This is a genomic window from Rhizobium alarense (assembly GCF_021555155.1).
Lineage (GTDB): Bacteria > Pseudomonadota > Alphaproteobacteria > Rhizobiales > Rhizobiaceae > Rhizobium_D > Rhizobium_D alarense.
Genome location: NZ_JAKGBU010000007.1, coordinates 28,992 through 41,787, shown reverse-complemented (window position 1 = coordinate 41,787; position 12,796 = coordinate 28,992). Strand labels below are relative to the sequence as shown.

Genomic DNA, 12,796 nt, shown 5'->3' with positions numbered 1-12,796 from the left:
CGTGCGGTGGGCCTTATAGGGGGCGCGGCAGCGATGCGCAAGCGTTGTTTCCGGAAATCGTCGTCTGCCCGCCGATGGCGGCACGGGCCCGTCCGCCGGAGACTACTTCCTCTTCTTGCGGCGGCAGCGCCAGTTCCAGTCGCGGGCCTCGCCGATGTCGATATGCACCGACTCGGTATGGCAATAGGTGCCGACGCCGCCGCGATCGGGCATCGTGCGCAGATATTCGGCGAGTTCCCACTTGCTGACGCCGGCGATCTGGATGTCCGCCGCCTCGCAGCGCGTGTGCAGGGACTGGCGCGCACGGTTGCGCTTGGCGGCGCGCAGCGCGGAGGTGACGATCACCGGCTTGCCGTAATGTCTTTCGACGGTCTTGAGGACGTTGATGAGTTCCGGCTTGAGACAGTTGGCCTTGACGCGGTCGGTCTGCAGCCACAGGCCGTTCGGCGCGAGCCGTGCAAGGCCGGCGAGCGAGGCGACTTCGGTGAAGCCTTCCTCGGCGTCGAAGTCCTCGCCCGTCTCCTCCGTCTCGCCGGCGGCGGTCGGGGAGACTCCGGGCAGCGACGATACCCCGAAGGAGGCGCGGCGCGCCTCGGCGACCGTCTCGCGGTTCAGCACCTTGCGCTCGGCCGAGGCCGACGGCGTCGCCTTTTCGGCATCAAGCTGGGATGTGCCCTTGCGCTTGGCGGCAAACAGCGAGGCAAGCGTCAGCGCACCCGTCTTTTCCTCGGGACCGCCGGATTTCGTGTCGTCGGTGACGGGCAGTTGCGTGGCAGCCGCGACCTGGTCCGCGCCGGCGACTGCGGCAGGCTCCGCCTTCGCAGTCACGATGTCCGGTTCGGACGCCAGGGCCAGTTCGGCCGCGTTGCCCTGCGGCTCCGCGACGAGGGCCATGCGCCCGCTCTTCGGCAGCGGCACGCGTTCGGGCACAAGGGAGGTCTCTTCGTCCGCCGGTTCGCCAGACGTGTCCTCCGTCGCGGGCACGGACATTTTTTCGACCGGAAGTGTGTCGGCGTCTGCGGTGCTGCCGGAATAGATGCTGGCGAGCGCCGGATTGGTCGAGGGCACCGCCGCATAGGCGGGCACGGCCGAATCGTCTTGCGCCTGCGTCGCCGCCTGGCCGGAGGCGAAGATGCTCGTCTGTCCGGCATTGACCGAAGACGGCTGCATCACGACCGCGCCGAGGTCGGTCTCCGCCGCATCGGCCGTCCCGGTCGCTGCCACGGGATCGGCGTCCGTGGACGCCTCCACCTTCGCGACCATCGGGTCGCGATAGCCGGTGCGACCGTCCTTGCCGCTCTTTTCGGCCGCCGTTTCGCTCGTCTCGCTCGCCGGCACGATCGGGTCGTCCTCGCTCGCCATGTCGGGAGAGGCGGCGGTCATGCAGCCCGCAAGGGCGGCCGCGGAGGCAGCGAGCACGAGGCTGCGACGAATGATCTTGAGGACCGCTGCCGGTTCTTGCATGGGCTGCAACGACGTTTCCCCGCATGACTGCTGATGCGACCGGACGCCGGCCGCGCATAACGACAAGACCGGCCCCGGGAACGCGAGGGGCCGCAGACTCTGGCAAGGCGATGGGCGGCATACGGCCGCTCGCCGGATCCCTGGAATGGGCGTCTGCCGCATTCCGGCGGTCGAATGTCTGGACCGTGAAGTTCGGATGTCTCCCCCGAATGGCCCGGAATCTTCGCGCCGAATACGGCAAAACGATGTTGTCCGGGCCTTTGGCTAAAGCACAAGCATTGTGCGGGCCTTACCAGCTTCCCGTATTGGCCATCGAGGCCCAGGGCTCGCGGGGGGCGAGGCTCTCGCCCTTCTGCAGGATCTCGATGGAGATGCCGTCCGGCGAGCGGACGAAGGCCATGTGGCCGTCGCGTGGCGGGCGGTTGATCGTCACGCCGCCGTCCATCAGCGTCTGGCAGAACCGGTAGATGTCGTCGACCTCGTAGGCGAGGTGGCCGAAGTTGCGGCCGCCGGTATAGTCCTCGCTGTCCCAGTTGTAGGTCAGTTCGAGGCAGGGCGCCTTGTCGGCCTTCGCCGCTTCCGCATCCTCGGGGGCCGCGAGGAAGATCAGCGTGAAGCGGCCCTTCTCGTTCTCGTAGCGCCGGACCTCCGCAAGACCGAAGAGATCGCAATAAAAACGGAGCGACGAATCGATGTCCTTGATGCGGACCATCGTGTGGAGATAACGCATGGCTTATCCTTTCTTTCCGATGTGCGCCCGAAGATAGGAAATTGCCAGCTTGAGGCAAGCCTCCCGGCCTACAAGGCAAGCGGGTAAAACTTTCGACAGGGGCTTGCGTGATCGCGGCGGGACGATGTTATTCTGATCATCAAGAATCAGTTAACCGTAACTCATGTGACGCGTAATCGAGGGGCTGACAGATCATGGCGGAAAGAATGTCTTCGAAAGGCGTCACGGAGGGTGACGACCAGTCAGGCGAAGCAGTCGATCTGCTCGAGATTACCGGTGTCATCAAGTGGTTCGATGTCGCCAAGGGTTTCGGGTTCATCGTACCTGACAACGGCATGCAGGACGTGCTCCTGCATGTGACCTGCCTGCGCCGGGACGGCTACCAGACGGTTCTGGAAGGCACCCGCGTCGTGGCCCTGATCCAGAAGCGCGAGCGTGGCTACCAGGCCTTCCGCATCCTCTCGATGGACCAGACCACCGCCGTGCATCCCTCGCAGATGCCGCCCGTCAAGACGCATGTGCAGGTGACGCCGACCAGCGGGCTGGAACGGGTGCTCGTCAAGTGGTTCAACCGGACGAAGGGGTTCGGCTTCCTGACGCGCGGCGAGGGCACCGAGGACATCTTCATCCATATGGAGACGCTGCGCCGGTTCGGCCTCACCGAGCTCAGGCCCGGCCAGGTCGTGCTTGTCCGCTTCGGCGACGGCGACAAGGGCCTGATGGCCGCCGAGATCCATCCGGACGTCCCGGCTCCCGGCAACCGGGCCCATTGATCATGGGCTTGACCGGGCGCCACGCCGTTCCTGCGGCGCTCCTGCTGGGAATTGTCCTCTTTCTGGCCAGCCTGACTGGCCTCCCCACGGAAGCGGCGGACAATTTCCAGCGAGAGCGGATCACCGTCACCACGAAGGACGGCAAGGTCCATCAATTCGACGTGGAACTGGCGGTGACGCCGCGCCAGCGCGAACAGGGGCTGATGAACCGCCGCGAAATGGCGGCCGACCGCGGCATGCTCTTCGCCTTCGGCGAGACGCGGCAGGTGCTCATGTGGATGAAGAACACCTACCTGCCGCTCGATATGCTGTTCATCGGCAAGGACGGGCGCATCCGCACCATCCGGGAAAATGCCGAGCCGCTTTCCGAGGCGATCATCGATTCGAAAGTTCCCGTCGATTTTGTGCTCGAGCTCAACGGCGGCACGGCGAAGGCACTCGGCATCCGCAACGGCAACCGGGTCGACAGCCCCTTGATCGAACGCATGCGCGCCTCCGGCGGCTGACCGTCCTCGGAGGGAACCTTCTCGCGCGAAGACCGTTCGGTTTTCGTTGCTGCGGAAGGACAATCCCATGAAGCGCCCAATTTCCGCAATCGCCGTCGGGCTTGTGAGTGCTGCCATCGCAGCGACGGCAGCACCGAGCGCACAGGCGTTCGGCCTCCCCGACCGCCCGGTGCCGCAGGAAGGCAAGGCCGGGCAGGCACAGTATCGCCGCGACGAGCGCCGCTGGCGCGGCCATCGCGGCTACAGGTACAGCCGGCCCGGATACCGCCGCCATTCCGACGGATGGTGGTATCGCTGGCAGCCTTCGGCGCGGGCGCGATCATCGGCGGAGCCATTACCAATCAGAACAGCGTGTCCGGCGGCTCCCATGCCGGCTGGTGCGCAAGCCGCTATGGATCCTACCGCGCCTATGACAACACCTACCAGCCCTATGAGGGACCGCGCCGCCGGTGCGTGTCGCCCTACGGGCGTAGAGTGCCGACGATACGATGGCCCGGTGATCCCGTCAGCGCGGACTGAACCGATCGAGGGCGTCAGTCCAGCGGGATCAGCAGGGCACCGCCCTGGTTGGCGGGACGGGCATAGGTGGTGTTCTCGTTGGCGGTGCTGGCACAGCCGGCAAGCGTGGCGAGGGCGAGGAGGAGGGCGATCGTCACGGCGCGTTTCGGCATCTGGGTCCTCGGATCGGTTCCGGAAGTCTTCCGACGATATACGCGCGTCTCATGATCCGCAATCGGCGGGTGCGGCCAAATCGGCGCTGTCCCAGGCGGCGGTTCTTGGCAGTGAAGGACTTGCGGGCGGACCGTCCGCCGGCGTGAAAGGAGATACGATCATGTCCATTCCCCCGTCCATACCCGTCCCCGGGAGGGATCCCGTTCCCGGCACCGGCGAACCGCCGCCGGTCCCGATCGACGAGCCGGAGCCCGACCGGCTGCCCGACGAGGAACCCAATCCCAACCCGGACGAGAACGACGAGCCGGAGAAGCGCGCCGTTCCCCGGCTGGCGCCTTTAGCCCTGCGGGCAGCATCCGCCATCGGCAACCCGTTGATGCCAGATAAAGCAGTGCGTTGACAACTTTGCGGACGTCGGTCTTGCACGATCTGACCAGGCGGTCCGGTCCGGGAAGACCGCCCTGGGCTGGGCCGAGCGGCTCACCGTGAAGGGTGTTGTGTTTGTACGGGACTATTCCGGGACTTTCGGTGCGGAACGCTGACTTTTGGCTGCCTTATGTTCCGTTTTCGGCGTCCGCCTCGTCAATCTCTAACGGAAAAGCGATGTTATAACAAAAAGAGAGGTGACGAACTTCACATCCGAGCGGAATGGAAGCGAGAAACCTCACATCGAGGCGGAATGGTTTCCTGTTATTAAGGATTGAATTCTGAGGAGAGTCTTTTGAATACAGAGGCGAGGATGGCCTCCGCTATGTCGGGTGGGGCCTCAATCGATGTAATGATTGCATCACCTTCCGCTGTATATCTAGGGAAACGCTCTTTGAACTTTCGCTCTTCCGTTTCTCGCCGCAGATTGAACCCGCGCTTGAGTTGACGTTCAACAACAATCGAAGTCGCGAGTTGTAGGTCTGAGGTTGGCAGCAATACAATTCCGTATCCGGATTCAACTAGCTCCTTTGAGTCGAGGTAGTCGTCGCTCTCCTTACTCGCTGTGAGGAAACCCGAGGGGGTCACGAAAATCGTCGGTCGAGTTATTTCTCCGACGAGACGCTTGGCTAACGCCAGGTTTCTCTGACGATACGTGTCGTAGCTATTGGCGGAGATAAAATTTCCGATCAGATCAATCCGATCACAAAATTCATTGTCGAGGTCAATCAAAGGCCAGCCTAGTCGCTCCGCCAGCACTCGCCCAACTGTAGATTTTCCGACGCCTCCGGGGCCGAGGAGGAAGATCGTTTGACCCTCTTGCCAAGTTCTGCGGAGCGTAATCTCGGTGGCGTCTATCTGCATGGCGCATTATGTGCGCGGAGGTTCGGTTCTCGCAACAGATACAACTGCCCGAGACGTTTAATTGCTTCCGGACCGATTGAGGTCTCCCGCCTAGATGTGAAGCGCGCAAGAAAATGGCGACCCCTGCAGGGCTCGAACCTGCGACAACCTGCTTAGAAGGCAGGTGCTCTATCCAGCTGAGCTAAGGGGCCCCGGCCTGGACTCAATGGGTCCAGGGCTGCATGCGGTTGAAGCGGAAATTGTCCGGATAGGCGACCTTCTTGCGCGTCGCTTCCTTCGGCTCGATCACCCGGTAGGCGATGCCGTTGCGCTCGGCATAGGCGATCGCCTCCTCCTTCGTCTCGAAGGTCAGCCTCACCTGCTGGCGCATGTCGCCGGAACTCGTATAGCCCATGATCGGGTCGATGGTGCGCGGTCTCTCCGCATCGTATTCCAGAAGCCAGAGATGGGTTTTGGCCTTGCCGGACTGCATGGCGGTCTTTGCGGGGCGGTAGATCTTCGCGGACATCGAAACTCGGGCTCCAGACTGACGGAACGGTGCTTCCCCGTCTTCCATAGCGCAGATTCGGCAAACGCGAAATGTCTGCGCGAACCGGCCCGGGGGAAGGCGGTGGTCGGAGCGGAGAGATTCGAACTCCCGACCCTCTGGTCCCAAACCAGATGCGCTACCAGGCTGCGCTACGCTCCGTCCATTCCGTGCAGCGGAGATACACGGAACGCCTCGCCCTCGCAACCGCAAAGTGCCCGCTCGCCTGCAGCAAAAAAGAACGGGCCGGCTGCCGTGGCAGACCGGCCCGCCGGTAAGAGCGGATCAGGGTGAGGGGTGTCAGGGGAGTCACCTCAATCCGGCGGTATCTCCAGATCCCTGCATCGGGATCATCGGCATTTCCGCGGCCGTTGGATTGACAAATAACGCAAGCTATTTGACGATTTCCGCATGGCCGACAACGACGAAAGACAGCGGACGGTCGAGGTCACGCTTGTCGTGCTGCCGGAGACCTCGGTCATGTCGCTCGCCTCCGTGCTCGATCCGATGCGGGCCGCGAACCGCGTGGCGGCGCGGCCGGTCTTTTCCTGGCGGCTCCTTTCGGCCGACGGCCGCCCGGTCACGCTCACCTGCGGCATCGAGGTCCAGGTGGCCGGCGCGCTCGGCGATGACGCATCCGGCGACGTCCTCATCCTGCTTGCCGGCTTCAACCAGGACCGCCATGCCGACCGGCGCTTCATCCGCCGCCTCACGCGGGTCGCATCCGGCTTCGCGGTCGTGGCGGGCGTCGAATCGGGCTGCTGGCTGCTCGGGCGCTCCGGCCTGCTCGACGGGCGCTCCGCCACGGCGCATTGGGAGGAACTCGAGGACTTCTCGACGGCCTTTCCCGCGCTGACGGTGCGGGCCGACCGGTTCGTGACCGACGGCCGGTTCTGGACATCCGGCGGCGCCTCGCCGACCCTCGACATGATGCTGCATCTCATCCGCGGACGCTGCGGCCGCACGGTCGCGCTCGAGGTGGCGAGCGTCTTCGTCTATGACGAGGTCCACGCGGCGGCCGATGCCCAGCCGCTCGTCTCGCTCGGCCGACTGGGCGCGGATCGGCCGGAACTCGCCGCGGCGATCCGTCTGATGGAGCGCACGATCGACCGGCCGATGACGGTGGCGGCGCTGGCGCGCCGGCTCGGCTGCTCGACGCGCAAGCTCGAGACGCTCTTTGCGGCCGCGCTCGGCGCGGCGCCCGGCCGCTATTATCTCGACCTCCGGCTCGCCGCCGCCCAGCGCATGGTGCGGGACAGCCATACGAGCATGCGCGAGATCGCGCTGCGCAGCGGCTTCGACAGCCTCTCGGCCTTTTCCCGCGCCTTCAAGGCGCGCTACGCCAGCAGCCCGCGGCGGTACCGGCAGGATGCGCGGGGCGCGCCGACCGTCTCCTGAAAACGGCAACGGCGGGGCCGGAGCCCCGCCGCAAGGCGCCCGCGGATGTGCGGCTGCGCTCTCAGTGCAGGATCTGGCTGAGGAAGAGCTTGGTGCGCTCGTGCTGCGGATTGTCGAAGAAGTCCGTCGGGTTGTTCTGTTCGACGATCTGGCCCTGGTCCATGAAGATGACGCGGTTGGCGACCTGGCGGGCGAAGCCCATCTCGTGCGTCACGCAGAGCATGGTCATGCCTTCCTCGGCGAGCGACACCATCGTGTCGAGCACTTCCTTCACCATTTCCGGGTCGAGCGCCGACGTCGGCTCGTCGAACAGCATGATCTTCGGCTTCATGCAGAGCGAGCGGGCGATCGCCACGCGCTGCTGCTGGCCGCCGGAGAGCTGGCCCGGATATTTGTGCGCCTGTTCCGGGATCTTGACGCGCTTGAGGTAGTGCATCGCGACTTCCTCGGCGTCCTTCTTCGGCATCTTGCGCACCCAGATCGGCGCCAGCGTGCAGTTTTCCAGGATCGTCAGGTGCGGGAAGAGGTTGAAGTGCTGGAACACCATGCCGACCTCGCGACGCACCTCGTCGATCTTCTTCAGGTCGTTGGTGAGCTCGATGCCGTCGACGACGATCTGGCCCTTCTGGTGCTCCTCGAGGCGGTTTATGCAGCGGATCATCGTCGACTTGCCGGAGCCGGACGGCCCCGCGATGACGATGCGCTCGCCGCGCATGACCTTGAGGTTGACGTCGCGCAGCACGTGGAAGTCGCCGTACCACTTGTTCATGTTGATGATTTCGATCGCCACATCCGTGTCGGAGACGGTCATTGCGCTCGTTTGGGCCTGCATAGCCATGTCTTTTCCCCTTATTTTATCTCTTGTGGCCGGTGTCGAGCCGCCGCTCCACGAAGGCGGAGTAGCGCGACATTCCGAAGCAGAATATCCAGAAGACGAAGCCTGCGAAGATCAGGCCGGTCAGCGGCGTGACGGGCGACGCCCAGGTGGCATCGGCGAAGTTGAGCCGGATGATGCCGAGCAGGTCGTACATGCCGATGATCGACACCAGCGACGTGTCCTTGAACATGCCGATGAAGGTGTTGACGATGCCCGGGATGACGAGCTTGATCGCCTGCGGCAGCACCACCAGCCGCATCTTCTGCCAGTAGCCGAGGCCGAGCGAATCGGCGCCCTCGTACTGGCCCTTCGGGATCGCCTGCAGGCCGCCGCGGATCACCTCCGCCATATAGGCCGAGGCGAAGATCGACACGCCGATCAGCGCCCGCAGGAACTTGTCGAAGGTCCAGCCCTGCGGCAGGAAGAGCGGCAGCATGACGCTCGCCATGAAGAGCACGGTGATGAGCGGCACGCCGCGGATCACCTCGATGAAGACGACGCAGAGCGTCTTGATCACCGGCATCTTCGACCGCCGGCCGAGCGCCAGCAGGATGCCGAGCGGCAGCGACACGGCGATCCCGACGAAGGAGAGGATCAGCGTCACCATCAGCCCGCCCCACAGCGGCGTTTCCACGTTCTCCAGTCCGAAGGCGCCGCCGTTCAGCAGGAAGAAGGAGACGACCGGCAGCGCGAGGAAAAGCAGGATGGCGTTCAGCCCCTTGCGCGGCACGCTGGGGATCAGCATGGGCACGAGCAGCGCGACGAACAGGATGCCGACCAGCGTCGGGCGCCAGCGCTCGTCGAGCGGATAGCGGCCGAAGACGAACTGGTCGAAGCGCGAGGCGACGAAGGCCCAGCAGGCGCCGCTCCAGTTTTCCGGCTGGGTGCCGCCGCTCTGGGCGACCGTGGCGCAGACGGCGCGGTCGGCACCGGTCCACTGGGCCTCGATGAACAGCCAGTTCAGGATCTGCGGCACGTACCAGGCGAGCAGCAGCAGGGCGATGACGGTCAGCACCGTGTCCTTGGGCGTGGCGAACAGGTTGGTGCGCAGCCAGTGGCCCGGGCCCGTCGTGCTGGTCGGCGGCGGTTCGGCCGCCAGCATCTGGTCGCGGACATAGGTGGCGTTCGAATATGTCATGGTCCTATCTCTCCACCAGTGCCATTTTGGCGTTGAACCAGTTCATGAAGAGCGAGGTGATGAGGCTGAGCGACAGGTAGACCGCCATCCAGATCGCGACGATTTCCACCGTGTAGCCGCTCTGGTTCAGGATCGTGCCGCCGACGGAGACCAGATCCGAATAGCCGACGGCGATCGCCAGCGACGAGTTCTTCGTGAGGTTGAGGTACTGGCTCGTCAGCGGCGGGATGATGATGCGCATCGCCTGCGGCACCACGACGAGGCGTGTCGTGTGGCTGGCGCGGATGCCGAGCGCGCTCGCCGCCTCCGTCTGCCCCTTCGCGACCGCCCTGATGCCGGAGCGGACGATCTCGGCGATGAAGGATGCCGTGTAGAAGGAGAGCGCCAGGTAGAGCGAGATGAATTCCGGGCCGATCACCGAACCGCCCGTGAGATTGAACTTGCCGGCGACCGGATAGTCGAAGGAGAGCGGGGCGCCGAGCACGAGGAAGATCAGCATCGGCAGGCCGATGATCATGCCGACGGCCGGCCACAGCACCGGCACGCCCCGTCCGGTCGCCATGCGCCGGTTGTAGGAATAGCGGTTGAGCGCGACGGACGCCGCGATTGCGATGACGATCGCCACCACCACGAGCCAGAAACCGTCGCCGAACACCGCCTTGGGGAAGGCGAGGCCGCGGTTGTTGAGGAAGCTCGACAAGGGAAGGGCGATCGAGTCGCGCGGTTGCGGCAGCACCGACAGCACGCCGCTGTACCAGAAGAAGATGACGAGCAGCGGCGGCAGGTTGCGGAAGATTTCCACATAGACCGTGCAGAGCCTTGCGATCAGCCAGTTGTGCGACAGACGCCCGATGCCGACGAGGAAGCCGATGACCGTCGCCGTGATGATGCCGGTGAAGGCGACCAGCAGCGTGTTGAGGAAACCGACATAGAGCGCGCGGCCATAGGTCGAGTCGCTCGTATAGGCGATCAGCGACTGGCCGACGTCGAAGCCGGCGCGCCCGCCCAGGAAGCCGAAACCGGAGGCGACATTGGCACGCCGCAGGTTCTCGACCGTGTTTGTCCAGATGAAATAGATGAGGATTGCGAAGATCAGCGCGGTGACGACCTGGTAAATGATGCCGCGGACGTCCGGATCGTTGAGCCACGATCCCTGCGGCCGGTCCAACCTCGAAACCGGAAATGTGGCGTTTGCCATATATGTCTTCCCCTGATCGCCCTTAGCGGACGATTCTTGTTATTTGAGGAGTGGGAAGGCGGGACCGGTGTCCCGCCTTCCGCATATCGCGTCCGGGCTTAGCGGATCGGCGGGGCGTACTGGATGCCGCCCTTGGTCCACAGCGCGTTGATGCCGCGTTCGATCTTGAGCGGGCTCGCCTGGCCGATGTTGCGCTCGAAGACCTCGCCATAGTTGCCGACGGCCTTGATGACGTTGTAGGCCCAGTCGTTGGTGAGACCGAGGTCCGGACCGATCGTGCTGTCGGCTTCGGCACCGAGGAAGCGCTTGATGTCCGGGTTCGGCGAGTTCTTCATCTCGTCGACATTTGCCTGGGTCACGCCGAATTCTTCGGCGTTCAGCAGGGCGAAGTGAACCCAGCTGACGATGTCGAACCACTTGTCGTCGCCCTGGCGGACGGCCGGACCGAGCGGCTCCTTGGAGATGATTTCCGGCAGGACCATGTGGTCGTCCGGGGCCGACAGCGTCAGACGGATCGCGTAGAGGCCGGACGCGTCCGTCGTGTAGACGTCGCAGCGGCCGGCGTCGTAGGCGGCGTTGACTTCCTCGATCTTCTCGAAGACGACCGGGTTGTACTGCAGGTTGTTGGCGCGGAAGTAGTCGGCGAGGTTGAGTTCGGTCGTCGTACCGGTCTGGACGCAGACGGCTGCACCCGACAGTTCGAGCGCCGACTTCACGTTCAGGCTCTTGCGCACCATGAAGCCCTGGCCGTCATAGTAGTTGACCGCGCGGAAATTGAAACCGAGCGCCGTGTCGCGGTTGATCGTCCAGGTCGTGTTGCGTGCGAGCACGTCGACTTCGCCCGACTGAAGCGCCGGGAAGCGTTCCTTTGCCGTCGTCGGCGTGTACTTGACCTTGGAGGCATCACCGAAAACGGCAGCGGCGACGGCCTTGCAGTAGTCGACGTCGAAGCCTGCCCAGTTGCCCTGTGCGTCCGGAGCTGCAAAGCCCGCCAGGCCGCTGTTCACGCCGCACTGGACGAAACCCTTGGCCTGCACGTCGGAAAGCGTGTCAGCCTGAGCTGCGGAGGCGCCAAACCCCATGACGGCAGCACCGACCAGCGCTGTCACGATCTTGTTTTTCATCGTTTACGACCTTTTTCTGTTGTCTTTGTTCGTTCCGCCGATCGCCGCTTGTGCGGAGGCGCGGCGCGACCCGCCACCCTCCCGGCGCGGGTTGACCTATCTCAAGCCCAAATTGACGCAGGGTCAAGACATTGCGCCCAAAATCCCGTCACCAACGGCAATTTGATTAATTCTGGTGGAAAAATATGCAGGAATCGGCAGTTGGTGCAGTCGGGCGCCCAAAAAAATTGCGATAAGACCTTGCCGCGACGGCGAAGCCGCCGCGAAAGGGGCCGCCGGTCCATCGCATTTGGCCTTGACCGCGCCGGACAGGCCGTCGAAAACTCGCGCGCGACCGCAATGCCCGCAACTGGATCCATCATGCAAGACAAGATCGACGTCCTCGCCGCAGCCGGAATGAACACGCGCCTCGCGCACAGCGGCAATTCGCCCGCGGACTACCACGGCTTCGTCAATCCGCCGGTCGTCCGTGCCTCGACGGTGCTCTTCCCGAATGCCGTGACGATGGAGACGCGCAACCAGAAATACACTTACGGGACGCGCGGCACGCCGACGACGGATGCGCTCTGCGAGGCGATCGACGCGCTCGAAGGGTCGAGCGGCACGGTCCTTGTTCCCTCCGGCCTTGCGGCCGTGACCGTCCCCTTTCTCGGCGTCCTGTCGGCCGGCGACCACGCGCTGATTGTCGATTCGGTCTATTTCCCGACCCGCCATTTCTGCGACACGATGCTGAAGCGCCTTGGTGTCGCGGTCGACTATTACGATCCGATGGCCGGCGCGGCCATCGAGGCGCTGATGAAGCCCAACACGCGGCTCGTGCACATGGAGGCGCCCGGTTCCAACACATTCGAGATGCAGGACATCGGGGCGATCGCCGCCGTGGCGCACCGCCACGGCGCCGTCGCCACCATGGACAATACCTGGGCGACGCCGCTCTATTTCCGGCCGCTCGACCATGGCGTCGACATCTCGATCCACGCGGCGACGAAATATCCGTCAGGCCATTCCGACGTGCTTTTCGGCACCGTTTCCGCCAATGCGGCGCTCTGGCCGCGGCTCAAGGAGGCGGCGATCACGCTCGGCGTCTGCGGTGCGCCGGA

At 64.4% G+C, this 12,796-nt stretch carries 14 protein-coding genes, 2 tRNA genes and 2 pseudogenes; 6 read left to right on the top strand and 12 right to left on the bottom strand.

Features of this window, described 5'->3' with window-relative positions; all coding sequences use genetic code 11:
- Positions 1-102: 102 nt before the first annotated feature.
- Entirely contained in the window at positions 103-1,464 is a 1,362-nt protein-coding gene (locus tag LXM94_RS03705; protein ID WP_235769852.1) for a D-Ala-D-Ala carboxypeptidase family metallohydrolase, read from the bottom strand.
- 289 nt (positions 1,465-1,753) lie between these two features.
- Positions 1,754-2,194, bottom strand: a complete 441-nt coding sequence (locus tag LXM94_RS03700; RefSeq protein WP_235769793.1) for a VOC family protein — start codon at positions 2,192-2,194, stop codon at positions 1,754-1,756.
- Positions 2,195-2,388: 194 nt separating this feature from the next.
- Here LXM94_RS03700 and LXM94_RS03695 point away from each other — a divergent pair, with 194 nt between their 5' ends.
- The 3 genes and pseudogenes from LXM94_RS03695 to LXM94_RS03685 all read left to right on the top strand — a co-directional run bounded on the left by LXM94_RS03695 (position 2,389) and on the right by LXM94_RS03685 (position 3,992).
- The gene (locus tag LXM94_RS03695) at positions 2,389-2,967 is read left to right on the top strand and encodes a cold-shock protein (RefSeq protein WP_235769792.1); all 579 of its coding nucleotides are present in this window, start codon (positions 2,389-2,391) and stop codon (positions 2,965-2,967) included.
- A gap of 2 nt (positions 2,968-2,969) precedes the next feature.
- The gene (locus LXM94_RS03690; RefSeq protein ID WP_235769791.1) at positions 2,970-3,473 is read left to right on the top strand and encodes a DUF192 domain-containing protein; all 504 of its coding nucleotides are present in this window, start codon (positions 2,970-2,972) and stop codon (positions 3,471-3,473) included.
- A 67-nt stretch (positions 3,474-3,540) separates the two neighbouring features.
- A pseudogene (locus tag LXM94_RS03685) lies at positions 3,541-3,992 on the top strand (BA14K family protein).
- 14 nt (positions 3,993-4,006) lie between these two features.
- Here LXM94_RS03685 and LXM94_RS03680 read toward each other — a convergent pair.
- Positions 4,007-4,144, bottom strand: coding sequence for a hypothetical protein (locus LXM94_RS03680; RefSeq protein ID WP_235769790.1), 138 nt, complete (start codon positions 4,142-4,144; stop codon positions 4,007-4,009).
- Between the two features lie 161 nt (positions 4,145-4,305).
- Here LXM94_RS03680 and LXM94_RS03675 point away from each other — a divergent pair, with 161 nt between their 5' ends.
- Entirely contained in the window at positions 4,306-4,545 is a 240-nt protein-coding gene (locus tag LXM94_RS03675; RefSeq protein WP_235769789.1) for a hypothetical protein, read from the top strand.
- On the opposite strand, the pseudogene LXM94_RS03670 reads toward LXM94_RS03675, so the two are convergent.
- From LXM94_RS03670 to LXM94_RS03650, 5 genes and pseudogenes are all read right to left on the bottom strand, one after another.
- Positions 4,493-4,600, bottom strand: a pseudogene (locus LXM94_RS03670) (transposase); the annotation flags it as partial. The gene LXM94_RS03675 and the pseudogene LXM94_RS03670 overlap by 53 nt on opposite strands.
- Positions 4,601-4,838: 238 nt before the next feature.
- Positions 4,839-5,435, bottom strand: coding sequence for a shikimate kinase (locus LXM94_RS03665; protein WP_235769788.1), 597 nt, complete (start codon positions 5,433-5,435; stop codon positions 4,839-4,841).
- 114 nt (positions 5,436-5,549) lie between these two features.
- A tRNA-Arg gene (locus LXM94_RS03660) sits at positions 5,550-5,626 on the bottom strand.
- 11 nt (positions 5,627-5,637) lie between these two features.
- Positions 5,638-5,943, bottom strand: a complete 306-nt coding sequence (locus LXM94_RS03655; protein ID WP_235769787.1) for an ETC complex I subunit — start codon at positions 5,941-5,943, stop codon at positions 5,638-5,640.
- 103 nt (positions 5,944-6,046) lie between these two features.
- Positions 6,047-6,123 (bottom strand) — tRNA-Pro (locus tag LXM94_RS03650).
- Between the two features lie 249 nt (positions 6,124-6,372).
- Here LXM94_RS03650 and LXM94_RS03645 point away from each other — a divergent pair.
- Positions 6,373-7,359, top strand: coding sequence for a GlxA family transcriptional regulator (locus tag LXM94_RS03645; RefSeq protein WP_235769786.1), 987 nt, complete (start codon positions 6,373-6,375; stop codon positions 7,357-7,359).
- Between the two features lie 61 nt (positions 7,360-7,420).
- Here the strand turns inward: LXM94_RS03645 and LXM94_RS03640 are convergent, their stop codons facing one another.
- From LXM94_RS03640 to LXM94_RS03625, 4 genes are all read right to left on the bottom strand, one after another.
- On the bottom strand, positions 7,421-8,191 hold the full coding sequence (locus LXM94_RS03640) for an amino acid ABC transporter ATP-binding protein (protein ID WP_235769851.1): 771 nt from the start codon (positions 8,189-8,191) through the stop codon (positions 7,421-7,423).
- A gap of 22 nt (positions 8,192-8,213) precedes the next feature.
- Positions 8,214-9,374, bottom strand: coding sequence for an amino acid ABC transporter permease (locus tag LXM94_RS03635; RefSeq protein WP_235769785.1), 1,161 nt, complete (start codon positions 9,372-9,374; stop codon positions 8,214-8,216).
- Between the two features lie 4 nt (positions 9,375-9,378).
- Positions 9,379-10,572, bottom strand: coding sequence for an amino acid ABC transporter permease (locus LXM94_RS03630; RefSeq protein WP_235769784.1), 1,194 nt, complete (start codon positions 10,570-10,572; stop codon positions 9,379-9,381).
- 98 nt (positions 10,573-10,670) lie between these two features.
- The gene (locus tag LXM94_RS03625) at positions 10,671-11,696 is read right to left on the bottom strand and encodes an amino acid ABC transporter substrate-binding protein (RefSeq protein ID WP_235769783.1); all 1,026 of its coding nucleotides are present in this window, start codon (positions 11,694-11,696) and stop codon (positions 10,671-10,673) included.
- Between the two features lie 360 nt (positions 11,697-12,056).
- Between LXM94_RS03625 and LXM94_RS03620 the strand changes: the two genes are divergently transcribed.
- The coding region (locus LXM94_RS03620; protein ID WP_235769782.1) for a PLP-dependent transferase at positions 12,057-12,796 on the top strand (740 nt) is incomplete at its 3' end.